The sequence below is a fragment of the Shewanella sp. KJ2020 genome, from assembly GCF_024197625.1.
Lineage (GTDB): Bacteria > Pseudomonadota > Gammaproteobacteria > Enterobacterales > Shewanellaceae > Shewanella.
This window is the reverse complement of record NZ_JAKUKD010000002.1, coordinates 22545-47965: the sequence shown is the minus strand read 5'-3', so window position 1 is coordinate 47965 and position 25421 is coordinate 22545. Positions and strand designations below refer to the sequence as shown.

General features: G+C 47.0%; 25 protein-coding genes. 14 read left to right on the top strand and 11 right to left on the bottom strand.

The genetic code is table 11. The features are described from left to right. Positions 1 to 136: 136 nt before the first annotated feature. The gene (locus tag MJO46_RS00510) at positions 137 to 883 is read left to right on the top strand and encodes a cytochrome b/b6 domain-containing protein (protein ID WP_253987641.1); all 747 of its coding nucleotides are present in this window, start codon (positions 137 to 139) and stop codon (positions 881 to 883) included. Between the two features lie 131 nt (positions 884 to 1014). On the opposite strand, the gene MJO46_RS00505 is transcribed toward MJO46_RS00510, so the two are convergent. Beyond that, positions 1015 to 1365 (bottom strand): cytochrome c3 family protein, encoded by a 351-nt coding sequence (locus MJO46_RS00505; protein WP_253987640.1) that lies wholly within the window; start codon positions 1363 to 1365, stop codon positions 1015 to 1017. Positions 1366 to 1789: 424 nt separating this feature from the next. Between MJO46_RS00505 and MJO46_RS00500 the strand changes: the two genes are divergently transcribed. From MJO46_RS00500 to MJO46_RS00485, 4 genes are all read left to right on the top strand, one after another. Beyond that, on the top strand, positions 1790 to 2116 hold the full coding sequence (locus MJO46_RS00500) for a cytoplasmic protein (protein WP_253987639.1): 327 nt from the start codon (positions 1790 to 1792) through the stop codon (positions 2114 to 2116). A gap of 119 nt (positions 2117 to 2235) precedes the next feature. Continuing rightward, complete coding sequence (locus MJO46_RS00495; RefSeq protein WP_253987638.1) at positions 2236 to 2985, top strand: sulfite exporter TauE/SafE family protein; 750 nt, start codon at positions 2236 to 2238, stop codon at positions 2983 to 2985. A gap of 125 nt (positions 2986 to 3110) precedes the next feature. Continuing rightward, complete coding sequence (locus MJO46_RS00490) at positions 3111 to 4307, top strand: PQQ-dependent sugar dehydrogenase (protein ID WP_253987637.1); 1197 nt, start codon at positions 3111 to 3113, stop codon at positions 4305 to 4307. Between the two features lie 65 nt (positions 4308 to 4372). Further along, a complete protein-coding gene (locus tag MJO46_RS00485; protein WP_253987636.1) occupies positions 4373 to 4807 on the top strand; it encodes a GNAT family N-acetyltransferase in 435 nt (144 codons plus the stop codon). A gap of 115 nt (positions 4808 to 4922) precedes the next feature. On the opposite strand, the gene MJO46_RS00480 is transcribed toward MJO46_RS00485, so the two are convergent. The 4 genes from MJO46_RS00480 to dapA all read right to left on the bottom strand — a co-directional run bounded on the left by MJO46_RS00480 (position 4923) and on the right by dapA (position 11441). Then, positions 4923 to 8018 (bottom strand): efflux RND transporter permease subunit, encoded by a 3096-nt coding sequence (locus MJO46_RS00480; protein ID WP_253987635.1) that lies wholly within the window; start codon positions 8016 to 8018, stop codon positions 4923 to 4925. Next, positions 8015 to 9097: an efflux RND transporter periplasmic adaptor subunit gene (locus MJO46_RS00475; RefSeq protein ID WP_253987634.1), complete on the bottom strand. Its 1083-nt coding sequence runs from the start codon at positions 9095 to 9097 to the stop codon at positions 8015 to 8017. The genes MJO46_RS00480 and MJO46_RS00475 overlap by 4 nt, the downstream gene beginning before the upstream one ends. Positions 9098 to 9455: 358 nt before the next feature. Beyond that, entirely contained in the window at positions 9456 to 10553 is a 1098-nt protein-coding gene (gene bamC / locus MJO46_RS00470) for an outer membrane protein assembly factor BamC (protein ID WP_253987633.1), read from the bottom strand. 3 nt (positions 10554 to 10556) lie between these two features. Continuing rightward, positions 10557 to 11441, bottom strand: a complete 885-nt coding sequence (gene dapA / locus MJO46_RS00465) for a 4-hydroxy-tetrahydrodipicolinate synthase (RefSeq protein WP_253987632.1) — start codon at positions 11439 to 11441, stop codon at positions 10557 to 10559. Between the two features lie 172 nt (positions 11442 to 11613). Between dapA and MJO46_RS00460 the strand changes: the two genes are divergently transcribed. Further along, positions 11614 to 12162 (top strand): glycine cleavage system protein R, encoded by a 549-nt coding sequence (locus MJO46_RS00460; RefSeq protein ID WP_198780268.1) that lies wholly within the window; start codon positions 11614 to 11616, stop codon positions 12160 to 12162. Between the two features lie 3 nt (positions 12163 to 12165). Then, complete coding sequence (gene bcp, locus MJO46_RS00455; RefSeq protein WP_253987631.1) at positions 12166 to 12636, top strand: thioredoxin-dependent thiol peroxidase; 471 nt, start codon at positions 12166 to 12168, stop codon at positions 12634 to 12636. A 129-nt stretch (positions 12637 to 12765) separates the two neighbouring features. Here bcp and MJO46_RS00450 read toward each other — a convergent pair whose 3' ends face one another. Further along, positions 12766 to 13383: a LysE/ArgO family amino acid transporter gene (locus tag MJO46_RS00450; protein ID WP_198780270.1), complete on the bottom strand. Its 618-nt coding sequence runs from the start codon at positions 13381 to 13383 to the stop codon at positions 12766 to 12768. A gap of 124 nt (positions 13384 to 13507) precedes the next feature. Here MJO46_RS00450 and MJO46_RS00445 point away from each other — a divergent pair, with 124 nt between their 5' ends. Then, complete coding sequence (locus MJO46_RS00445) at positions 13508 to 14428, top strand: LysR family transcriptional regulator ArgP (protein WP_253987630.1); 921 nt, start codon at positions 13508 to 13510, stop codon at positions 14426 to 14428. A gap of 77 nt (positions 14429 to 14505) precedes the next feature. Here the strand turns inward: MJO46_RS00445 and MJO46_RS00440 are convergent, their stop codons facing one another. Together MJO46_RS00440 and MJO46_RS00435 are read right to left on the bottom strand one after the other, a co-directional pair. Further along, a complete protein-coding gene (locus tag MJO46_RS00440) occupies positions 14506 to 15588 on the bottom strand; it encodes an AI-2E family transporter (RefSeq protein WP_253987629.1) in 1083 nt (360 codons plus the stop codon). 94 nt (positions 15589 to 15682) lie between these two features. Continuing rightward, positions 15683 to 15907 carry a sulfurtransferase TusA family protein gene (locus MJO46_RS00435; RefSeq protein ID WP_198780273.1) on the bottom strand — a complete coding sequence of 75 codons (225 nt, stop codon included), beginning with the start codon at positions 15905 to 15907 and terminating at the stop codon, positions 15683 to 15685. Positions 15908 to 16021: 114 nt separating this feature from the next. Here MJO46_RS00435 and MJO46_RS00430 point away from each other — a divergent pair, with 114 nt between their 5' ends. The 4 genes from MJO46_RS00430 (at position 16022) to MJO46_RS00415 (ending at position 20602) form a co-directional block, all read left to right on the top strand. Beyond that, positions 16022 to 17491: a M48 family metalloprotease gene (locus tag MJO46_RS00430; RefSeq protein ID WP_253987628.1), complete on the top strand. Its 1470-nt coding sequence runs from the start codon at positions 16022 to 16024 to the stop codon at positions 17489 to 17491. 130 nt (positions 17492 to 17621) lie between these two features. Beyond that, the gene (gene arsC / locus MJO46_RS00425; RefSeq protein WP_253987627.1) at positions 17622 to 17972 is read left to right on the top strand and encodes an arsenate reductase (glutaredoxin); all 351 of its coding nucleotides are present in this window, start codon (positions 17622 to 17624) and stop codon (positions 17970 to 17972) included. 62 nt (positions 17973 to 18034) lie between these two features. Further along, a complete protein-coding gene (locus MJO46_RS00420; protein WP_253987626.1) occupies positions 18035 to 18415 on the top strand; it encodes a DUF2069 domain-containing protein in 381 nt (126 codons plus the stop codon). A gap of 237 nt (positions 18416 to 18652) precedes the next feature. Further along, positions 18653 to 20602 carry a hypothetical protein gene (locus MJO46_RS00415; RefSeq protein ID WP_253987625.1) on the top strand — a complete coding sequence of 650 codons (1950 nt, stop codon included), beginning with the start codon at positions 18653 to 18655 and terminating at the stop codon, positions 20600 to 20602. An 85-nt stretch (positions 20603 to 20687) separates the two neighbouring features. On the opposite strand, the gene hda is transcribed toward MJO46_RS00415, so the two are convergent. Then, complete coding sequence (hda, locus tag MJO46_RS00410) at positions 20688 to 21398, bottom strand: DnaA inactivator Hda (protein ID WP_198780278.1); 711 nt, start codon at positions 21396 to 21398, stop codon at positions 20688 to 20690. An 80-nt stretch (positions 21399 to 21478) separates the two neighbouring features. Then, positions 21479 to 22570: a DUF2066 domain-containing protein gene (locus MJO46_RS00405; protein ID WP_253987624.1), complete on the bottom strand. Its 1092-nt coding sequence runs from the start codon at positions 22568 to 22570 to the stop codon at positions 21479 to 21481. A 217-nt stretch (positions 22571 to 22787) separates the two neighbouring features. On the opposite strand from MJO46_RS00405, the gene MJO46_RS00400 reads away from it, so the two are divergent. After that, complete coding sequence (locus MJO46_RS00400) at positions 22788 to 24026, top strand: uracil-xanthine permease family protein (RefSeq protein ID WP_253987623.1); 1239 nt, start codon at positions 22788 to 22790, stop codon at positions 24024 to 24026. Between the two features lie 140 nt (positions 24027 to 24166). Here MJO46_RS00400 and MJO46_RS00395 read toward each other — a convergent pair whose 3' ends face one another. After that, a complete protein-coding gene (locus tag MJO46_RS00395) occupies positions 24167 to 24499 on the bottom strand; it encodes a Grx4 family monothiol glutaredoxin (protein ID WP_253987622.1) in 333 nt (110 codons plus the stop codon). A 225-nt stretch (positions 24500 to 24724) separates the two neighbouring features. On the opposite strand from MJO46_RS00395, the gene sodB reads away from it, so the two are divergent. After that, positions 24725 to 25309, top strand: a complete 585-nt coding sequence (sodB, locus tag MJO46_RS00390) for a superoxide dismutase [Fe] (RefSeq protein ID WP_198780281.1) — start codon at positions 24725 to 24727, stop codon at positions 25307 to 25309. Positions 25310 to 25421 lie beyond the last annotated feature (112 nt).

Sequence of the window (25421 nt, the reverse complement as noted above, 5' to 3'; positions counted from 1 at the left end):
AAATCAGTAGCTTCTACAACTTTCAGCTTTATCACTCTCAACCAGAAGTCTGAATTTAACCTTAAAAAAAGACTGTATTTTGAAGAGAAAGGCGTAAAATCATCTCGACCCTATTAGAAAACTTTAAGGAAGTGCGATGTCTAGTAGCAACCCCACCCCCCTTGAGATGAAATCTTATACAGTATGGGACAAACCCACACGATTATTCCATTGGATCAACGTCATTCTGGTACTCACGCTCACCTTAGTCGGTGGCATCATGATGTATCGAACTGAATTAGGCATAACAGAACTATCGGGCAAAATCGGCTTAAAAACCTTACATGTTTGTATCGGCTATGGATTTGCGTTAAACCTAGTCGTGCGCATTGTCTGGGGTTTTGTCGGCAACAAATATGCCCGTTTCAGCCATATGTTTCCCAATGCCAACAGCAAAAGCGAATTACTGGCTTACCAAGCAGAGTTAGTGGCAGGGAAATCTCCACAGTACTTAGGCCATAATCCGAAAGGGAAATTTGCCGTATTGGCCATTATGCTGTTATTAGTTGTCATCATGCTAACGGGATTGTTTCGCGCAGGAACAGATATTTACTACCCGCCACTGGGCAGTACCATCCAAAGCTATCTTGCCGACACCAATACCGAGCCTGCAAGCTTAAAGCCCTATGATGAAACTGGCGTCAACGCTGAAAAGGCCAGTGCAATTAAACCCATAAAAGGTTTAGCGGGTAAAATTCATGTCTATGGTGTTTATCTACTCTTATTACTGATTTTATTGCACTTATTCGCGGTAATTTATACCGAAGTTAAACGTCAACCTGGGATTATTTCCGCCATGTTTTCCGGGAAGAAAATGATCCAAGGCCAACCTAAGGATGACTAACAATAACTCAGGATGACTTGAGTCATCCTGAGTCAAAAAAAACGCCAGCGATTTGCTGGCGTTTTTTTATTTAGATTTGTCGGTGTTACCCAACAGTGCTAAACATTATTTTTCAGAACTATTATTCAGAACTATTTTTTCAGAACAGAGTCAGATGTACGACCATCGTCATGGCAGCTTTCGCAGGTCGGTTTTTGACCTACGTTCATATCATGTACCGCATGGCAGTCAGCACAAACTAAATTGCCATCATGTGGCTTATGCACTGCATCCATTTCAGAAAGCTTACCGTGACAGTCTTGACACTGGGCAAACTCAAACGCACCATCGGATGAAGGCGTACCATCCTTATGACAGCTTTCACAACCACCTGACTCAGCATGGAAATCAGATAATTTTTGATCTGCTGCGAATGCGGTTGGCGACAGCGCTAACGCTGCGAGACTTGCCCCGAAAAGCGCACTTAATAGTTTTTTGCTCACAATTGTATCCTCCAATGGCGATTGTCAGTGGAAATTCTTGTCAGGGTGACTTCCATCTCGCAACCTAAAGTAAATAGCACGACTCGATTTAACTTAGCTAAGGATCGAACAATAAGCAACCTTAGTCTAAGCAAAGGTAACTTTACCAATATACTCAAGGGTAAAATGTGCGCTGTATCATGTAACCACATGCTTATATAAGAGTTTTACATTCATACAACCCTAAGATTACATGGTAAAATGCCCTAGCCTAATAGAAAAAAAGAAAAGCCCTAAATAAAAAGGGGATTGGAAACCTAGGATTTATGGGATAAGACTGAGCCCAGCGGGGTACACGGTAAATAATCTTCGCTATTGAAAATAAGCCCCCATCACAATCATAGCGCCAATGCATTCGCCGAAACCCAATTCAGAGATCGCCAAAATGATGCTTAAAAATCTGCTTGAAACCCTCAAAAACCTCCATCACATCAACAGCCAAGATGAGTTTGCCGCGTTACTGGCGAGGGATAACGAGCTGATGCAACAAGTTAAAACCGCAGATTCCAAGCATTGGGTACATTTTACTAAACAAACCTTCGATGGTTGGTATTGTGTGCCAACGCCGCAACAGACCACCTTCCATGTTTATTATCAAGAACGGGGGCAGAACTGCTGGGGCGAGGATGTTTTTAGTGACCAAAGTGAAGCCATTGCCGCCGCTATTTTTATGTCTGGTCTTTGGGATAGTGAATACCATCCAGCACCCTAGGCCCCTTAAATATTAAGAGTCACACGTTAACAAACGCCACGGCGATATTTAAGGGTAACTTTCTAGCCACCCTATGATTTTTAACTTGATGATGTTTAAATTTAAAAGGAGTAATAACGATGGATTGGCTGATTATTGCATTTGCGGGCTTACTCGGCGGTATGCTTAATGCGGTTGCGGGGGGAGGCAGTTTTATCACCCTACTCGCCTTAGTTTTTGTCGGCATTCCTCCCCTTATCGCCAATGCCACAGGCACGGCGGCGCTGCTTCCTGGCTACCTTGCCAGCGCATGGCGCTTTAGAAAAGATATTGAATATCCCGCTAATCTTAGCCTTAAACACCTCTGTCTCATCGCTGTAGTAGGAGGATGCCTAGGCGCGGCCATATTGCTAAATACCAGTGAACAGCTATTTGCCCATTTAGTCCCTTGGTTGATTTTACTGGCAACAGGCGCTTTTATCGCTGGACCTTGGCTATTGAGGAAGCGACTCTCTGTTGCAACCGCATCCACCACAGTCCGCCCCCTCTCGGCTGTCATCATACTGACCTTAGTGTGTATTTATGGCGGCTATTTTAATGGCGGCTTAGGGATCATTCTGCTCGCCACTTTAGGCCTAATGGGACAAACCCAATTACATGGGATGAACGGACTTAAAAATTTACTCTCCGCCCTACTCACCACCATAGCCGTTGCCTTGTATGCCACAGGAAATCTAATCGATGCACAATATCTGCTATTGCTCGCCATTATGGCGATAATCGGTGGTTATATTGGTGCCGTAATCGCCTACCGAATCCCCCAATCCCTATTACGAGGTTTTATTGTCTGTGTCGGTTTAGCCATGGCGATAGGATTTTTTATACGCTAGCTATGCACTCTGTTTTGCTTGTGCATGGGTTTTGGGATTCAATTTTTCGCGGATAAATTGCCCTTGAGTAACTGACTTGTTACCCTGAACCTTCATCTTAGACAAAGGTATTGTTAAGGAAAATAATGAAACCGAGTACTTTGAAACAAAGGACAGTCAGACTGAGAACCCTAAGCCTCGCACTGTGCCTACTTGCAAGCTCACCCGCAATTTTCCCCCAAGCCGCTAACGCAAGCACTATCAGCGCCAACACCATCAAGATTAAAACGCAAGCGGGTAATATTCAGGTCAACACTATCGCTGAAGGGTTAGAAAACATCTGGGGCATGGCCTTTTTACCCGACGGCAGCATGTTAGTGACTGAACGAGCAGGAAGAATGCGCATTGTCAGTGCCACCGGGAAAGTGGGTGAACCCTTAACGGGCTTACCGCCGATCGCGACCAAGGGCCAAGGCGGTTTACTCGATGTGGTACTTGCGCCGGATTTTGCCAGTAGCAAAAAAATCTATTTCAGCTACGCCGAACCCGGCGAAGGCGATTTAAGCGATAGCAACAGCACAGCGGTCAGTTTTGTCACTCTCAATGGTAACAAACTTGAAAATCTCACCCGTGTATTTAGTCAACAGCCCAAAATAAACAGCAATCACCATTTTGGATCTCGTCTAGTGTGGGCGCCGGATGGCAGTTTATTTATTACCCTAGGCGATCGCTACAGCGAAAAAGAGAGCGCGCAAACATTGGATAATCATTTAGGCAAAGTCGTGCGCATTCATGCCGATGGCTCAGTGCCTAAGGATAATCCCTTCGTTAATACGCCAGGTGCCCTGCCCGAGATCTGGTCAATTGGCCATCGCAATATGCAGGGCGCAGCAATTCATCCTATTAGTAAATTATTGTGGACTGGCGAGCATGGGCCACAGGGTGGCGATGAGCTCAATATAGACCAAGCGGGCAAAAATTATGGCTGGCCTGTGATCACCTACGGTGAAAATTACGGCGGCGGCAAAATAGGCGAAGGCACCCACAAGGTAGGAATGGAGCAACCCGCCTATAAATGGGTTCCCTCAATTGCCACCGCGGGCTTTATATTCTACACAGGCGATAAATTTCCACAGTGGCAAAATAATATTTTACTCGCCAGCCTAAAGGAAAAAACACTCGTACGCTTAGTGCTTGATGGCGACAAGATTATTAAGGAAGAACGCCTGCTGAAAACTGAGCTCGGCCAACGCTTGCGCTCAGTCGTGCAAGGGCCAGATGGATTGATTTATCTGATTACCGACGAAGCTAATGCAAAAATCTACCAGTTATCGCCACTATAACATCGGTGAATAGCACTAAATTTGGAGCCAGCTCACTGCCCTAGATTAATGACTAAGGAATAACGATGAACTTAATTCAGATTAGACAAATCCAGATAGCAGATCTTAAGGTAATCGCTGGTTTACTACTGCAACTTGGATATAGTGCAACGCCAGAACAATTACAAAAATATCTTGGGAAAAGTGATAGAACGGATGAAGTTTATCTCGCCGAGGTTGAAGGGAAGATTCTTGGACTGATAAGCTTAATTTTTTTTGATTATTTCCCTACACAGCAACGGATTTGCCGTATCACCGCCCTGGTAGTGACTGAGACCTGTAGGGGGTTAGGTGTGGGAACACAACTGATTAACTTTGCCAAAACAAGAGCGAATGAACAGGGTTGTAGCAAGCTTGAGGTCACTACTTCAATGCGAAGAGAAAAGACGCAGGCCTACTATGAGGCCATAGGATTTGAGAAAACCTCTTTTCGCTATATTCAAGCTATAGACCATTGCTGATAGCACATCATCTACAAAAAAATAGGCGCTTAAGATATCTTAAGCGCCTATTTTTGTATGGGGTTTACCAGGCTAGCAATAGATCCAAGCGAGCCTTAATTTACATGGATCGCGATTAATCCTGCGCGAGTTCCTTTTCTAACTGTTGGGCGATGGCCTCAGGGGAACCACTGTTACGGGCGAAAAGACCGTATGCTGAGGGGATCACAAAAATAGTAAATAGGGTTGCCAGCAAAATTCCCGATAACACAACCACACCAATCACGAAACGGGTTTCAGCGCCCGCCCCCGCGGCCAATACCAAAGGTACGGCGCCAGCGGCAGTGGTAATTCCCGTCATTAAAATAGGCCGTAAACGCTGGCAGGAGGCTTGAATAATCGCGCGGTCAAAGTCCACGCCTTTATCCCTAAGCTGGTTAGCAAATTCGACAATTAAAATGCCGTTTTTAGCCGCCAAACCCACGAGCATAATAATACCTATCTGGCTGTAAATATTGAGGCTTTGCCCCGTAAACCACAAACCCAGCAAGGCCCCCACAGTCGCCAAGGGCACAGTCAGCATAATCACCATAGGGTGAATATAACTTTCAAACTGTGCGGCTAAGACCAGGAATACCACCCCTAACGCCAGCAGGAATACAAAGTACATGGAACTACCCGACTCTTGATAGTCGAGGGATTGCCCCTTGTAACTGATCACAGCTTCTGCTGGTAAATAAGCGCGCGCCAATTGATTCATATAATCAAGCGCTTCACCTAGGCTATAACCATCTGCCAAACTGGCTTCTATGGTGATGGCCCGCATGCGGTTATAACGGTTAAGCGAACTGGCATCGGCAAACTCTTCCACTGTCACTAAGTTAGAGAGGGGAATCAGCTCCTTACTGCGCTCGGAACGCACATAGATATTTTGCAGATCGGCGGCGGTATTTTGGTTGCTGCGCTCACCTTCTACGACCACATCGTACTCTTCGCCATCACGCATAAAGGTGGTGACTAAGCGAGACCCCAACATAGACTCTAAGGTGCGGCCGATATTGGAAATCGACACCCCAAGGCTTGCCGCTCTATCCCGGTCGATTACCACCCGCAGTTGGGGTTTTGTCTCTTTATAATCGTGATCTAATCCGAGCAGTTGTGGGTTTTCCGCCGCTTTTTCCATCATAATATCGCGCCAGAGGGCAAGCTCTTCATAACTTGGGCCACCAATCACAAATTGCACGGGTTTACCCACACCGCGGCCAAAGGCTTGGCGCATCACAGGGAACGCCTGTACACCCGCCAAATCGGCGAGGCGCTTGTTAATATCGCCAATCACTTCCTTCATAGGGCGGCGCTGTCCCCAATCCTCCAATACAACAATCGCCATACCATTGGAGAAATCGGCGGCGCGGCCAAAACCACGGGGAGCGCGGATCAACAGCCGTTTGATATCGCCCGAATCAACCAATGGCATCAAGCGGCTTTCCACTTCATTCATATAGGATTCGATATATTCGTAACTCGCGCCCTGAGGTCCGTTGACCATCAAGAATAACGAGCCTCGATCCTCCTGCGGGGCGAATTCCTGTGGCACTTTTTGGGCTAAGAATATGCTGCTGCCTAAGGCGCACAGCACCAGAATCGACATCAACATTGGCCGTGCCATCGCCCTTTCCAGTGCGCTTTGGTAGCCATTGGACACTCGAGTCATAATCCCATCGACCTTACGTACCAACCATGAGTCCTGCTCGGCGGGTTTCAGTAATTTCGAACACATCATAGGGCTCAAGGTTAGAGCCACAATACTGGAGAAAATCACCGCGGCGCTCATCGTCACGGCAAACTCTTTAAACAGCTTACCTAAGTCACCCTCAAGGAAAGTGATCGGCATAAATACCGCCACCAGCACTAAGGTCGTCGCGATAACAGCAAAGGCCACTTCACGGGCACCGAGAAACGCTGCTTTAAGGGGCGAATCCCCCTCTTCAATACGGCGGTGAATGTTTTCTAACATTACAATCGCATCGTCCACCACCATACCAATGGCAAGGATCATCGCGAGTAAAGTCAATAAGTTAATCGTGTAACCAAGGGCATAGAGCACGATAAAAGTACCGAGCAAGGACACAGGCACAGTAATCGCGGGGATCAACATGGCACGCACACTGCCAAGGAATAAGTAAATCACGATGATCACGAGGACCATGGCTGTGAATAGGGTCCCGTACACTTCCTTGATTGAGGCTTCGATAAACACTGAACTGTCATAGCTGCGTTTAATCGACATGCCCGCGGGTAAGGTTGGGTTGATTTTATCGACTAAGGCATTGACCGCACGTGCGACTTCTAAGGTGTTGGCGGTCGACTGCTTCGATACCCCAAGCCCTATCATGGCCTCTTTGTTACCGCGGAACATGATGCGCTCTTCTTCAGAGCCAATTTCCACTTTAGCCACATCGCCTAATTTGACTAAATAACCGTCTTCCCCTTGGGCAATCACCAGATTAGCGAAATCCTCCGCGGTGCGATAACCGCGCTCTAAGCGCACGGTAAAATGGCGTTCCTTAGACTCTATCGACCCTGCTGGCAATTCGACGTTTTCCGCCCTAAGCGAGGCTTCAACATCGGCCACAGTTAAACTGCGCGAGGCTAAGGCTTGCCTATCGAGCCAAACCCGCATCGCATAAACCTTACCACCGCCGATACGGATCATAGACACGCCATCGACAACTGACAGGCGATCAGCTAAATAACGGCGGGTGTAGTCGGTGAGCTCAAGGGTCGTCATCTGATCCGACACTAGGTTGAGCCACATAATCACTTCATCGCCACCATTGGCTTTCTGCACTTCTGGGGGATCGGCTTCCTCCGGCAGGTTGTCTAGTAGGCCTGAAATTCGGTCACGAACATCGTTGGCCGCATCTTCAATATTACGACTGATATCAAACTCTAAGGTCACCTGTGAGCGGCCATCGCTACTCGATGAACTCACATGGCGAATACCTTCGACGCCACTGATCCTGTCTTCAATCAACTGGGTAATGCGGCTCTCAACTACCGCAGCGCTGGCACCGCGATAATTAGTTTCAATCGACACTATCGGCGGATCGATATTGGGATATTCCCGCAGGGGCAATTTATCAAAAGCCACCAGACCAAAGGCCACCAGCAGCAAGCTGATTACCGAGGCGAAAACCGGGCGCTTAACTGAAAGATCTGTCAGGATCATACACTTGGCTCCGCATTGGCATCGGAAAGATAGCTAAACTTTTCAGCCAATTCGGTCTTGACCACATCGCCGGGGTGCACTTTAAGTAGACCGCGGATCACCACATTTTCACCAATATCTATTCCCTCGAGGATTTCCACCCAGCCGCGGGTACGAATGCCGATGGTGACCTGCTTACGTTCAACCACATTGTCTTTATTCACGCTGTAGACAAAATGATTATTCTGCAGAGGGATAATCGCCGACTCCGGCAACATCAAGGCTTCACGGCTACGTTTGATGAGCTTAACCTTCATCAACATGCCGGGGAGTAAACGCAGTTCCGGATTAGGAATTTCGGCGCGCACTATCACGGCACGGGTCGTTGGGTTAACGCGACTGTCAATCGACGTCACCACCCCCTTGAAGGTAAAATCTGGAAATGCCACGGCTTTGGCTTCGACCAATTTGCCGGGGAGCAGATCTTGAATAAAACGCTCAGGAACCGAAAAATCCAGTTTAATCGTAGAGATATCATCGAGCGTGGTAATTTCAGTACCTGGGGTGACTAAGCTACCCACACTCACTTGGCGTAATCCTAACCGGCCATTAAAAGGCGCTAAAATGCTGCGATCGTTAAGGGATGATTGCGCCTGTTCAAGCTCAGCACGAGTGGTGTCGATCAAGGTTTGCAGACGATCGCGCTCTAATTCCGCCACAGTGCGGCTGGTGACGAGTGAGCTTATCCGGTTTAATTCCCGTTGATTATCACTCAACTTCACTTGGGCGACTTTCACCTGGGCAATTTGCTCGGCATTTTGCAGTTGTACCAGTAAGTCCCCTTTTTTGACTATATCGCCGTCATCAAATTTCAATGAGATCACCACATCGGTAACCTTAGGCGTAATAGTCACAGACTCATAGGCCTTGTTTGTGCCTATGGCTTCAACCTCATCGCGTACGGGTGCCATTGCGGCGGTAGCAATCACCACATTAGGCACAAGTTTGACTTGGGCTTTAACTGTCCCTTGGGGCTGCATGGCTTGATATCCAAACCACGCCGACGCCAAAATGGCGATTATTATAATAATTTTTTTCATCTGACTTCCAAATGATGAAGACTCGCATTAGTGACGGCTAGTTTACCCACTCGTATCATCACATCAATACGTTTTACTTTTTCTTACAAATTACGACAATATCGCAAAAAATGTGTAAATCTTTATCTTTAGCACTAAAAATAAGATACGGCTTTTGAATACTGCACAATATCGGGATGGAGTAGTGATTAACGCTAGTAATATTAAAATGGCCTCATGTTAAAACTAAAGCCACTTAAAATATACTGGTATAAAAAGTGAAATATGAAAGCGATGAGCGTTTAGATAAACACCAGATTGTGGGTCAACGGCCAATAAAAAAGGGCGATAATCGCCCTTTTTTATTCTTGAGATAGGATTAACGTAACTTACGTTCTTCCTTCATCAGGTTCGATAAGGATTGATACACACTCGTAATCACATCATTATCGAGAGGTTTATCCTCGGCGTCTCTTATAAAGAGTTTAGTCTCTTCAGGCGTATCCCCGTCTTGGAGCAGCAAACGGTAGCTACCCTCTTTTAGGGATAATTTATCGTCACTCCAGAGCGAGCTCCAGAAGCCTGAGTTATCAGAAAACTTGATGAAGTATAATCCCTTAGCACTATCCATATCGGAAATTTCAAAGCCCATTTCCGGCAGTACAATGCGCAAACGATCCCATACTTGCTTGTAAGGAGCCTTGGCCGACCAATAAGCCGAGCCGTCTTCTGGTGTGACTAAGTCGACGTTAATGCCTAAGGTTTGCTTCAAACGGTTAGCTTGGATCACTTGCTCACGCTTGATACTCATATAGGCAATGGCACTGTTGAGCATATCGATAGTGTATCGTTGCTTATCTTCACCGCTTAAAAGGACTTCTTGCGCTTTATCATCATAAAACTCTTCATGTTCCACTAAGTGGATCACAATATTAGCAGTACGACCATGGGGACGGGTTTCTACATCGAAACGGTAACGTTGGCGCAGTAGGTAAACCTTGTCTGAACCCCACATGCTCGATTCGATCACTTCCCGGCTTTCAATCCAGTCGGTTTCAATGCTGCCCTTATCAAAATTGCGATTACGCACAGGAATAGACTGCTTCGCAAGGAAACCATCTAAGTTAGCAAAGATCTCCTGCTTTAGGTCTGCTGAATTGTCGATAGACTCAACCACAATCTTGATATTATCGCTGCCCTCTTCCACATGGGTTCCTTCTGCCATTGGCAGAACCTGTAGTGGCGGACGTATGTCCAGATTTTTACCCACAAGTGCCGGATTGGCTTTGGGGCCAATGGACGGCACTTCATATTCTTTATTGTAAGGTGGCGTTTTTAATCCCTCGGGGATCTTAAGCCTAGGCACTTGCTCGGCCTGCACATAGTCTTCACCGCCGTTGGCTTGGCGACGCTCGAGTGGCGAGCTACAGGCTGCAACGGCAGCGACTAAGAACAGTGGGGTGACTTTCTTTAGCATTAATTATTTAACCTCTATCTGGGCGCGAGTCATTGCATCTATCAACAGACCATGACATTGCTCAGAAAGTTCAGTCAAAGGTAAACGAATATGGCCACATTTAATCAGCCCCATACGGTGGGCAGCCCACTTCACAGGGATAGGATTGGCTTCACAAAACAGTGTGCTATAGAGACCACGCAGTGGCTCATCTATGCTTGCCGCTAATTCGGCATTGCCCGCAAGCGCGGCGTCGCACATGGCTTTAAAGGCTTTTGGCACTATATTGTTGGCAACAGAAATTACGCCATTACCGCCTAGGAGTAAAAACTCCCGTGCCGTTGCGTCATCACCGCTATATAACATAAAGTCATTACCGCAAAGCTCACGTAAACGCTGCACGCGTGAGACATCACCTGTGGCTTCTTTCACACCAATAATATTGCTGACGCCAACGAGTTCGGCCACGGTTTCAGGCTTCATATCGACGGCGGTGCGGCCAGGAACGTTATAGAGAATTTGTGGGATATCAGTGCTTGCCGCCACCGCTTTGTAGTGTGCGATTAAGCCCTTGGGTGTCGGCTTATTATAGTAAGGCGTTACGCCTAACATGGCGGCAACACCCACCTTAGAAAGGGACTTGGTGAGTTCGACGGCTTCAGATGTCGCATTGGCGCCATTACCACCAATAACGGGAATACGGCCCGCAGCAAACTTCACCGTTTGCGCGACCACAGTCACATGCTCATTCATTGGCAGAGTCGCAGACTCGCCGGTCGTGCCCACGGCCACAATGGCATCTGTGCCTTGGTCTATATGGAATTCGACTAATCTTTCAAGACTTGCAAAATCTACTGAGCCATCACTGTTCATTGGCGTGATTAAGGCTACGATGCTTCCGTTTATCATCTGACTTTCCCCAAGATTTCAGGATTCGCTATGGTACTGATGCCAACCATTAATGACAAGCATTAACGGGGCTCTCAAATTGATTTAGTTATGGTAGCATTACATCCCGCACAAAAACTCGGCATTAACCCTGAGTTTTCGCTCCATGATATCGAAAAAGTGAGGAAAATTCATGACCAATTTCCTGGTCGTCACCGCAATGGGCTTAGACCGCCCTGGACTCGTAAGTAAACTCGCACGGCTTGCCAGTGACTGTGACTGCGATATCGTCGACAGTCGTATGGCATTATTTGGTAACGAATTTACCCTAATCATGATGTTGTCAGGTTCGTGGGCATCAATAACGAAAATTGAAAGCATGCTCCCGAGTCTCAGTGTTGAACTAGAACTGATGACTGTGATGAAGCGTACCTCTAAACACACCCCGCAAAATTATATTTCGCGCCTCGAAGTTCGCTTCACGGGCAAAGATCAGCGTGGCACCATGAAACGCATTACCCAGTTTCTCGCGGATCGCTCATTAGATTTAGCGGCGGTACGCTCCTATTCAGAAGAACTGCCGGATGGTGAGCAGACACAAAATGTATCGCTCACCATTAATATTCCTGAAAAAGTTGAACTAGAAAAACTCGAGCAGAGTATCTATCAACTCTCCCAAGAAATGGCGTTAGATTGCACCATTAAACGCATGCAAGGGACCACGGCAAGCGATAGAGGATAATCGATGAACAGACTAACAGTTGGCGCTAAGGCACCTCAATTTACCTTACAAGATCAACAGGGTAACCCTGTTTCACTGCAGGAATGTTTAAAAAAAGGCCCCGTTTTAGTGTATTTTTACCCTAAGGCCTCAACCCCGGGCTGCACAGTGCAAGCCTGTGGCCTGCGCGACACTAAAGCCGAATTAGATAACCACAAAGTCACTGTGCTTGGCATTAGCCCAGATCCGGTCACAAAACTGGCTAAGTTTGCTGAAAAACAATCACTTAACTTTACCTTGCTGAGCGATGAAGACCACAGTGTCGCCGATGCCTTTGGCGTATGGGGTGAGAAAAAGTTTATGGGTAAAATCTACGACGGGATCCATAGAATCAGCTTCCTTATCAATCCCGACGGCACAATCGCCCATGTGTTTGATAAGTTTAAGACGACGGATCACCATCAAGTCGTGCTCGCACAGCTTGCGGCTGAATAAATAATCGGCAATCGATAACAAAAAGGTCCTGAAATCAGGACCTTTTTCATGAAAAATTTTCACTTTGCACTCACTAAACTACTCAACGCAGCTCGCTAAGCCGACGTGTCATCCCATAACTGCGCCAGCTTAACCTGCCACATAGGGCCAAATAATCGCCGCGGCAATGCTCCACATGGTTAACCAAATAAAACGGTCGAGATAACGCCAGGCCGCCGGGCGACTAAATATCGGCGCCAGCAAACGCGCACCAAAACTTAAACCGAAAAACCAGATAAACGATGCCAGCACCGCGCCCGCACCAAACCAAGGGCGGTGCATATCATCAAACTGAGTGCTAATACTCCCCAGCAACACCACTGTATCGAGATACAAATGCGGGTTCAGTAAACTGATCCCAAGCGTAGTAAGAATCGCGGTTCGCAAAGTATCAGCATTTTGCGTTTGATCCATTTCCATGCCTTTTGCCACAAAGGATGCCTTAAGCGCATTGGCACCGTACCAAAGTAAAAAAGCGGCGCCACCAAAACTCGCCACATGCTTAATGGTAGGGAATGCTTCAATAATATGCCCAAGTCCAGCCACCCCAGCGGTGATCATCAGCGCATCGATAACCGAGCACAGCAGGGCAATAGGTAAAGGATATGAGCGCTTGATACCTTGCTTGAGTACAAAAGCATTTTGCGCGCCCACAGCAATAATCAAACTGCCACCAATGCCCATACCCTGTATAAATGCCGCTTGCATAACCACCTCACCTGTTCGAAGAAGGCGCTAGCATAATCAAAACAACAAAATTAATATAACTAATGTTTTTTATGTATCATAAGTAAAATTAATAATCATCAAAGCACATCAATGAAGGATGACTATGCTGGAATACGCTAATCTCAAAGCCCTCGCCGTGGTCGTTTCAGAAGGCGGTTTCGACCGCGCCGCCAAAGTGCTGCACATTACCCAATCTGCGGTTTCACAGCGCATTCGCCAGCTCGAAGAGAAAGTCGGTCAATCGCTGCTTATCCGCTCCAACCCTGTGGTGGCAACGCCCACGGGTAAGCGTCTCTTACGCCACTACTCGCAGGTACAATTACTAGAAAGCGAATTAAGATCTGAATTAGATGCCGACGATCCCAACCATCCAACGACAGTGCGCATTGCCGTGAATGCCGACAGTCTTGCCACTTGGTTTTTGCCCGCCATTGCGGGCATGTTCAGTCGCCATGCTTGGCTATTGGAATTGATCGTCGATGATGAGTCCTACACCCACCATTTACTGAAAAATGGTGAAGCCGTAGGTTGTGTGACCACCACGGCCAATCCAATGGCCGGTTGTAGCAGTGAGTTTTTAGGGACGATGGAATATTTAGCGGTTGCCACTCCTGAATTTGCGGCGCGCTATTTTGAATGGACAAAAGCCAGCGACAATACCAGTGCACAAATTACCCAAGCTCAGCTTACTAAAGCCCCGGCCGTGGTGTTTTCGACCAAAGATAAAATGCATGAAAAATACCTTGCCCAGTATTTTCAAATGCTGCCAGGCCAATGGTGGCAACACAGCATTCCGTCATCGGAGAGTTTTTTAGAGGCCATTAACTTAAGTCTTGGTTATGGTTTAGTGGGCCACTTACAGGCCAAACCCTTAATCGATAACGGGATCCTTATCGAGCTCACCCCGCAGCAGCGGATGCGCGTGCCGCTTTATTGGCAACATTGGAATATCAAAGCTAAACAGACAACCTTAGTTTACCGCGCCCTTGCCGCCACGGCGCAGCACCATTTGCAGCAAAACTAGCCATTGAGTCTCTGATATAAAACAAAAAACTACGCACTTTGGCGCAGTTTTTAGGCTGAAATGACATCCCTACCGGCTTAGCTTTCCGGCGAAGGGAGCGGCTGTTCAATTTCCGTTTTCGGCCAGGCATTAATCACAGCCTTAACTAAGGATGCCAAGGGGATAGCAAAGAACACTCCCCATACCCCCCACAATCCACCAAAAACCAACACCGCTGCTATGATAATCACAGGGTGCAAGTCCACCGCATCCGAAAATAAGACTGGCACCAGCAAGTTACCATCGAGTGCCTGAATAATGCCGTAACCTAACATCAGATAGCCAAACTCAGCGCTAAATCCCCATTGGAAAAACGCCACTAAGGTAATTGGCAGGGTCACTAAGGTGGCCCCCACATAGGGAATGAGTACAGATAAGCCAGTGAGCACACCGAGCAAAGCCGCATAGCTGAGTCCCATCACGGCGAATAATACATAACTCGCTATGCCTACAATGACGATTTCAATCACTTTGCCACGAATATAGTTAAATATCTGTTGGTGCATCTCGAACCACACCTTACGGGCTAGCTGCCGATTGGTGGGGAAAAATCGCTTACTGCCATTAATCAGTTGATCTTTATCCTTTAAAAAAAAGAACACCAACAGAGGCACTAAAATCGCATACACCATCAGTACCAGCAGCGAAGCGGAATAACCTATAATTTGTTTAGCAATATCAATGACATGTTGAGTATCCAGTAGTTTTTTAAGCTCTGCCACCATCACATTGAGCTGCTCTGGATTAATAAATTGTGGGTATTGATTAATCAACGCCTGCAGAGTTTGCAGCCCTTTATCTATCATGCTCGGTAAATCAGTCATTAGGCTCACGCCTTGACGCCAAATGCTTGGGATCAAGCCAAAGGTCAGCAGCACCACAACCCCAAGAAAAAGCACTAACATCAGGGATGCCCCCGTCGTGCGGTTAATACCTAATTTGAGCATTTGTGCGACGGGCCACTCGAGTAAAAATGCCAACACTAACGCCACAAGCAAAGGGGCAAGCAATCCCCCCGCAAAATAAATGACTAAAGCCAAACCCACCAAAATAGCCATTAAGGTGATTGCCTGTGGATCGCTAAACCGCTCTTGATACCAACGAGAGAAAAAAGTAAGCATGGATTCGTTCCAATAATGATGGTTAGGCTTTCCCTATATGCAAGAAAGCGGTTTATTCAGAGATCATTAACGCTATATCATTGACTTAACACTGTCATAAATCAACTTTAGTGACCATTAAGGCTAGTTGGATCGCATCATCACACAGGACTTGGATATTGTGGCCCTGTTTTTTTAAAAAGAGGGGAACATCTCGCCTTGAACCTGAGTCAGAGAGTAAAATGTGCAAGGTTTCGCCCGAAGACATGGACTTCAATGCAAGCTTGACTCTGACCAAAGGGACAGGACAGCGAAATGGTGTTAAATCAATAAAAATCATAATGAACTTGCTATGAACGAACTTGGGCTATTATCCTAAGTTGCCACTCAAACTACAAGCTAACTGCAGTGTCGCAGCCTTAGTTGAGATAATTAGAAGAAATAAAGGATCCGCTTGCGTAAATTGACGTTTTTGACTCAATGTAAACCTTTTGTCGTTGGTGCTCTCTCTTTGATGCTGCTGACTGGTACCGCCAAAAGCTTTGCGAACAATGATTTACCCGATTTAGGGACGGCTGCGGTTAACACCTTCAGCCTCGAAAAAGAAATGGTCTATGGCGATGCCTACATGCGCGTTATCCGCTCATCGGCCCCAATGCTCAATGATCCCGTATTAAGTCAATATCTTACCGAACTTGGCAATAAGTTAGTCGCCCATGCAACCGGGGTAAAAACACCTTTCTATTTTTTCTTGTTGCAGAATGATGAGATTAACGCCTTCGCCTTCTTCGGCGGACACGTTGCCGTGCATACGGGATTATTCCTCAACGCCGACAATGAGAGCGAACTGGCCTCGGTTTTAGGTCACGAAATCACCCACGTGACTCAACGTCACTTAGCCCGTTCGCTCGAGGCGCAACAAAAGACCGGTCCAGCAACGGTCGCGGGATTACTCGGGGCGATTTTACTGACCATCGCGGTTCCCCAAGCGGGCATGGCAGCACTTGCCACCACCCAAGCCTTAGCGACCCAGTCCAAAATTAACTATACCCGCTTGCATGAAAAAGAAGCCGACCGCATCGGTATGCAAATTTTAGTGGATGCGGGGTTTGACCCCAATGCGGCGGCGGAGTTTTTTGGTAAGCTCGCGACACGATATCGCTTTACCACAACACCACCGCAAATGCTGTTGACTCACCCCTTGCCTGAGTCGCGGATCTCCGAGGCCCGCGATCGGGCACATCAATATCCCCATAGATACATTCCAGATAACCTTAATTTCCAACTCGCGAAGGCACGTATCCAAGTGCGTTTTTCGAGCTACAGCGATGATGCGGTGTTGGGCCTGTTTGAAAAGCAGCTAAATAAACAATCCTATGGTTTTAAAGAAGCTGCACTCTATGGCAAAGCCCTCGCGCTCTTTAGGCTCAAAAAATTTGATGAGTCAGAAAAACTTATCGATGAACTGTTAAAAATTGACGCTAACAACTTATTCTATCTCGACACTAAAACCGATTTACTCACTGAGCGCAAAGATTACCCTAAGGCGATTAAACTCCTCGAGGCGCAACGTAAAATGAAGCCCACCTCGCAGGTTATTAACGCTAACTTAGCCAATATTTATATTGAGGCGGGTGAGCCCTCCAAGGCCATCCCATTGCTAGAGGATATGATTTTCCTCGATAAACAGAATCAACTGCCCTATCAACTGCTCAATCTGGCCTACAAAAAAATGGGTAACCAAGGCATGGAATATTTCTCCAGTGCCGAACTCATGGCGCTAGGGGCTAACTATAAGGGGGCGATTGATCAGCTCAACTTTGCCTATCGCGCATCTGAAGGCAACCCGTTACAACTTGCTCGAATTGAAGCGCGGATTCGCCAATTTAAACAAGCAGATAAAGAAATGGATGCCCTTAAATAAGCGGCCAAATTGTGGTTAAAAATTCAATCTAGTCACGCCAATTGCGCCCCGAACACCCTGACGGGGCGCACATTTTTCTGTTATCATCCGCAGCATTGTCATTTCAGCCCAGATTGAGGCCTATTGCACTATGACCCAAGCGACGATTTACCATAACCCACGTTGTTCTAAAAGCCGTGAGACCTTAGCCTTACTCGAGCAGCAAGGTTGTGAGATTACTGTGGTGGAATATCTCAAAAATACGCCGAGCGCCACTGACATCCGCGACATATTAGCCAAACTTAATATCAGTGCCCGCGAGTTAATGCGTACCAAAGAAGATGAATATCAAGCGCTAGGACTGGCAGAAGGATCACTCACTGAAGAACAACTGATCGCCGCCATGGTTAACACGCCTAAATTGATTGAACGCCCAATTGTGCTGACGGTGAAAGGGGCTGCTATCGGCCGTCCCCCTGAAAATGTGTTGGCGATCCTGTAGCTGAAGCCATTATTTTCTCTGTTATTTTTTATATGCTGTTATTCATCAATATTAGGTAGACCATGACCTCAAATACCCTATTTACTCTCAGCCGCTTAGGCTATCTTACTCTGGTGCTGCTACTTAGCGGCTGGTTTATTGGTCAAGGGCTTAATGGCGAATATACGTTATTATTTAGCCTCCTATGGCTTGTGCCACTCCTGTTACCCGCCAAAGGTATTATCAAAGGTCATCCCTATACCTATGCATGGGCCAGCTTTATTTTATGCCTGTATATGCTGCATGCCCTAACCTTGCTCTATGTCACGACGGATGCATTTGCCTTTGCGTTAATTGAAGCATTATTAGTTGGTGCCCTCCTTGTCGCCTTTCCCTTCTATGCCCGTATTCGTGGTAGAGAATTAGGCTTAGGTTTAAAGAAAAAATCCGATAAAGAGGCTTAGGCCAACGACAGTCGTCATCTCAGTTACTCCATAAAAACCAATCTTAGAGCGCAGTCCCCGGTGGACTGCGCTTTGTACTCCCCCTGAATTAAGAACACTTTAGCTACCTTTTATCACTTTTTTGCAACCTCACTCCCATGCTATAGTCATTTTCATGCCTAACTATGGCCCCCCTCGGGTCGATAACAGGGCGATAAATCTAACCACTAAAGTCAGTTAGCATTGGAGTGTGGAATTATGGGGATATGGGATCCAATTCGCCTATTAGGGCTCATTAGCTGCTCCGCAATTCTGGTTGCCTGTGGCGGCGGTGATAGCGAAGCCGACGGCGGCACCGTCACTCCACCCACGAGCAATATACCGCGCTGTACTTCAGCCATACCAGCATTAGTCACCACTAGCTCATCCTCCATCCGTTTCCAAACAGAGGCGCAATATGTTGCAGGACAATCCAGCGCCATTATCGCCAGTATTCAAAACCGTGATAGCCAAGATCTGCATTTTCGTTGGCAGCAAATAGATGGTCCAGCCATTGAACTCGTCAGCCAAAACAGCCCTGTATTAGCCTTCGATATTCCCACCAGCGGCAGTTACCGCTTTAGCCTGCATGTGACGGGCAACAATCTAGATGTGACCGGGGAAATTGGCATTAACGCCGATGTTGCAACGGATGGATTACTCAATATTCGACAAGATCATCAAGTGGTTGAAGGCAATGGGGTCAGCCTAAGGATTGGACAGCAAGCAGGGTTAAGTGCTACGAATATTTCTTGGTGTATCGCCTCAGGCCCTGACATCTCCCTCGATCTTAGCGATCCCTTTAGGCCTCTTTTTACCGCTCCCATCGCCAGTCAAGATACAGTATTAAGACTCCAAGCGAGCGCCAATATCAATGGTTCCCAAGTCAAAGACGATGCTTTTGTCCTGACGACTGCGGCACCTGCGATTAGCTCACCGTATTTCGATACGCCGGTCGCACGCACCTATGCATACCATGAAGATTCACCCTATGCCAACGCACTCACAAGCTGTGTTTATTCAAACCAATTGAATAATGCTTGCACTATTAATCAATTACCTCTGATTGGCCAAATATCCAATACCCTCGATACCGAGGCAATTCTCGATCGAGTGCTAGTGTCACACGATTGGATGGGCGATAATTTCGCCGCATTTTTAGCACAAATGGACCCTAATAGTGATTTTGCCCGCCTATTACAATCCGTTACCGCCGTCGTCATCAGTTATGATGTTCGCCCCTCCTTCTATTGGGTGCTGACGGGGGCAATTTATTTGGACCCAAACGATCTGTGGCTAACACCCGCACAGCGAGACAGCATCAATGAAGCACCGGATTATCGCAGCGACTTTGGAAACGATCTGAATTTCATTATGCCCTGGCGTTATGTCAAAGATAATCAATATGCGTCGCTAGGATTCCCGATGACGACCCGCGCCACTCGGACACTTACCCAGATCACCCCTGATTTGGCGTCACTCTTGTACCATGAGCTGGCACACGCCAATGACTTCTTCCCCCGTAGCGTTCATGCCTCACTCACAGGGCCCAGATTGATTGATGACTATAATCGCCGCAATACCAATAAGAGTCTGGTATCGGATCAAGTGAGCAAGTTGTACCCGCTCACGAGCACTGAAATGGCAGGGCTTGCGGGGGTCAGCTTCTTAGGGGCAAGTGCAAATGCCACTCAAAAGGCCTATCAACCATCAGATATTACAACTTTTTTCTCTACGGATATCGCCAGTGATTTCTATGCCTATTCCAGCACCCGTGAAGACACGGCGATGCTGTTTGAAGAGGCTATGATGAGTTACCGTTACCAAATCCTGCGGGATGTCGCAGTCACCAATAAACCCGAAGTCTTAACTGCGGATACTGTTATTGTCGATTGGGGACAAAGAGGTCGAATTGGCGACAGCAGCCTAGAAAATCGAGCCGCATTAGTCATAGATGAGATGTTGCCCGAACTTGATGGGATAAGCTTAATAGCGAGCCTACCCGCTCCTATCGCTATGACCCAAGGCCAAAGCTGGCGCCAAGCCTTAGGGATTTCACCGTCTAATGCACAGCGTAAAGGTCAGCAGAACGCTGTAACGAACAGCCAAGTAATCACAGAACCCAAACTGCGTTTAAGTGGCGACCGTCACCGTCATCCTCAGCAATAGAGTGTTTGAGTTTTAGATAAACAAAAAGCCCGCAGGCATTCAGCATGGCGGGCTTTTGTCTCTTGCAAATCTTAATTTGCTATCGCTATAGATGCAGCGTCTCTTTCGCAAACGGAATAGTGAGCTTACGTTGGTGAACCAATGAGGCTTTATCTAACTTATCGAGGACATCAAATAGCGTGCGTAAATCCCGCGCCATTCGATTGAGCAAAAAGCGACCAACATCCTCGGGCAATTGTAAGCCTCGCATGGCCGCTCGGCGCTGCAATGCGGCAAGTTTTTCATCATCGGCCATAGGCTGAAGTTGGTAATTAAGCCCCCATTGCATCCGGGAAACGAGATCGGGTAACAGGAATCCGGCCTCGGCAGGAGATGAACGACCACTGACCACTAAAGCGCAATGTTTATGCTCGGCAACACGGTTGTAGAGATCAAATATCGCCTCCTCCCACACTGGATGCCCTGCAATGGCGTCCACATCATCGATACAAATTAAATCTAACTGCTCTAAACCCTCGAGCAATGCGGTCGAGATACTCGCATGAATGCCTAAGGGAATATAGAAACTACGGCGGTCGAGTTCATTGGCGTGGGCGCAAGCCGCATGCATTAAATGGGTACGTCCGGATTTAACTGGGCCCCATAAATAAATCGCGGCCTCGCCATGGCCTTCGGCATTGGCTCTAAGCTTTTGGATCAGTTCATCATTACCCGCGGCGGGGTAATAACTGTTAAAGGTTTCATCATCCGGTAAATACACGGGTAATGAGAGTTGTAGAGGTGAGTTAAATGGCACTCGTACGTCTCAATAAATTAGCTAAAAATCACATAAAGCGGGCGAAAAAATACATCCGCCCCAACTTGCCTTCCACGGTTTTAAGGTAAGCGCCACTGGTAGACGGGTTTACCTAATGGGCTCGACACAGGGCTGAACTCCCCAGAACTTGCAGGGGCAACCACAGAGATCCTAGGTTCTAGACTCAATAAACGCTCAAAATCAGTTTCAGAGCCAAATAAATCTAAAGAAAAGGTCACGGTATTTCCCTGAATACGTGTCAAAGTTGCACTTTTTATTGCACTCAGCTGTTTAAAATATTTTTCAATCTCAACAACTTGTGACATTTTTTCGATATTAACAAAAGTAACGCTGGCACCGACCTGAGTACCAGTATCGGCAATGGCATACTTAGTAAAATAATAATCCCCTAATGCCGCCATCATGGCACTTACCGCCTGGGTCGAATTTTCTGCGCTGCCATTAAAGCTAAACAGCGGCGGCGTTAACGAATCAATTGTGGACTTGGTATAAAGATTTAAGCGATAGCGCACTTGATTACCCGCGGGCTCGATAGCCACTAACGCGAGGAAATCCGCTTGATAACGTCCAGAGACACTGGCCACGATATCGGCAAACATCCCTTTGACATCGTTGGGGTTGATTCCCATCAACTCATCAAGATCTAAAATAGGTAGCAGCACAGGAATGCCGCGTTCATCGGAAAAAGTCGAGAATTGTTGACGCTCGGCTAAGGTTGAAGAATCGCTTAATAAAATGGTATCGCCTTCACTCGGCATGGCGACCCAAAATAGGGTCAGCGGACGCTGTGTCCCCCACACGGGTAATTGTGCCTGACGTAATAATGCGACAACGCGGCGATGCTCAAAGTTAGCTTTAAGCAACAACTGACCATTCTGTTCAAGGTAACCATATTGACTCAGCAGCGCATCTGGGTTGGACAGTTGGGCTTGGATAACGCTATTCTCGAGTGAACGCGCAGTCCCGGTATTTTTGATGATCACTTTTTCCAATGCTTTTTTTAATGCCTGATTACGCTCAGGTACGGCACGGGAGGAGACAGGTACATCGGCCTCATCTAATTTACTCACTTCAACAGCATGCAGGCTATTAATCGTGAACAGGCAGTATAAAAACGCAATTAAGCTCGGCTTCAATAGGAATTTCAGCATCTTTGAGTAGTTGAAGTAACGTTAGATAGGGCAAATTGTACCATAGTTAACGCCTTAAGCGAGTCTTGGCAAAATTTAGCCCACTTTAATGCGGAGAGGCTAACCACGCCCGCCAAAAACAGTGATCCCAACCCACAATCTGGGTATTTTATTGCACCTTCAATGCAACAAACTGATATCATTTCGCGGTTTACCCTAAAATTAACGAGAATAATAAATGAGACGACTCGCTATTCCCCTACAGGGCGCCCAAATGTTGTTTGTGGCATTTGGTGCCTTGGTATTAATGCCGTTGCTGACAGGACTCGACACCAGTGTCGCCCTGTTCACTGCGGGTATTGGTACCTTACTGTTCCAACTGGTGACCAAACGCCAAGTGCCTATTTTCCTTGCTTCCTCCTTCGCTTTTATCGCCCCGATTCTTTACGGCGTGCAAACCTGGGGCATTCCATCCACTATGGGCGGCATTATGGCGGCAGGCGCTGTGTATGTATGCCTCGGCGCCTTGGTCAAAGTGCGCGGCACCGACTTTATCCATAGGCTGTTACCGCCTGTCGTGGTTGGACCTGTGATCATTATCATCGGCCTGGGTTTAGCGCCTGTGGCGGTGAATATGGCTCTGGGTAAAAGCGGAGACGGCAGTCTGACCTTAGTCCCAACCAATACGGCACTGATCATTTCACTTGCGTCACTCGGTACTACCATTGCGGTCGCTATATTTGCCAAAGGCATACTGAAAGTAATGCCAATTCTAGCGGGTATCGTTGTAGGTTACGGACTCAGCCTCGCCTTTGGTATTGTCGATTTTGCGGTAGTGACTGCGGCGAGTTGGATTGCGATACCTAAATTTGTCGCGCCCGAATTTAACTGGCATGCCATCGCCTTTATGATCCCTGTGGCCATTGCCCCTGCGGTTGAACACATTGGCGATATTCTGGCGATATCCAATGTCACGGGTAAGGATTTTATGAAAAAACCCGGCCTGCATCGCACACTAACTGGCGACGGTATTGCCACGATTGCAGCCGCAGCCTTTGGTGGCCCACCAAACACAACCTACTCAGAAGTCACAGGCGCCGTGACCCTAACCCGCAACTTTGATCCTAGGATTATGACTTGGACCGCCATCACGGCCATTACCTTAGCCTTCGTTGGTAAACTAGGTGCCCTGATGCAGACCATTCCCGTGCCTGTGATGGGTGGTATTATGTGCTTGTTATTTGGCTCTATTGCCGCTGTAGGGCTTAATACCTTAATCCGCAATCATGTGGATTTATCCGAGCCACGCAACTTAAGCATTGTGGGCGTCACTTTGGTATTTGGTATTGGTGGCATGGCATTTGGCATAGGTTCATTTAGTCTGACCGGTATTAGTCTGTGCGGTATTGTGGCCATTACCATGAACTTATTGTTACCCGCGAGCAAACACCACGAGCGTGATACGGCATCACATTAAGCTGCGTTAGTTCTCGCCATAGAAGATCGTTTAACACTTAGCCATGACTCATACATGAGTCATGGCTAAGCAATAAAAAAGCCGCTAAATAATTCATTTAGCGGCTTTTTGTTACTCTTTCATCACTCTCTTACAAGTGATTACTCAGCGGTTTTGTACTTTTCAGCAGTGGCTTTGATTAACGGCTGTAATTCACCTTTCTGATACATATCAACCACAATATCACAGCCACCGATCAGCTCGCCTTCAATCCACAGCTGTGGGAAGGTCGGCCAGTTTGCATACTTAGGTAATTCGGAACGAATGTCTGGATGCTGCAGAATATCCACAAACGCAAATTGCTCACCACAGTTAATCATGATCTGGGCGACCTGAGACGAGAAGCCACAGCTCGGTAACTTAGGCGAACCTTTCATATAAACAATGATGGGGTTTTCGGCGATCTGCTGCTTAATTTTCTCTACTGTTTCCATTTTAATTCCTAAGTGCGATGACATTGACTCAATGGCGCTATTGTACGACAGCTAGGCGCAGAACAAAATCCCACAGTTTGTAAGGTTATGTCGAGATTTGATTTTTCGATGGCCCCTATCTAATCAAATAGCCAAACAATGATTCACATCACAAATTTTATCGGTACAATAGTGCCCAGTGAGCACGTTTAAAAAACGATAACCTAAGACCATGGAGAGATACTAATGGCTTTCGAATTACCCGCATTACCATATGCAAAGAACGCACTAGAACCACACATTTCTCAAGAAACCATTGAATACCACTACGGCAAGCATCACAACACCTATGTTGTTAAGCTCAACGGCTTAATCGAAGGAACGGATTTCGCTGGTAAGTCTTTAGAAGATATCATCAAAACTTCTACTGGCGGCGTATTTAACAACGCGGCTCAAGTGTGGAACCACACTTTCTACTGGAACTGCCTAGCGCCTAACGCTGGCGGCGAGCCTACAGGCCCAGTGGCCGATGCCATCAATGCGGCTTTCGGTTCATTTGACGCATTCAAAGCCCAATTTACCGATTCAGCTGTAAACAACTTCGGTAGCGCTTGGACTTGGTTAGTGAAAAAAGCCGATGGCACTGTTGCTATCGTTAACACTAGCAATGCTGCTACACCACTGACTGACAGCACTGTTACGCCAATCCTGACTGTAGATGTGTGGGAACACGCTTACTACATCGATTACCGTAACGTGCGTCCAGACTATCTTGCCCATTTCTGGCAATTAGTGAACTGGGATTTTGTGAACCAAAACTTCGCAGGCTAATTCTTTAACCCAAAGAATTAACGCTAATAAAAGAGCCCTTGTGGCTCTTTTTTATATCATTAACCTGCCATATTCCCTCTTCCCCCATCTTAGAATTGATATCACTACAAGT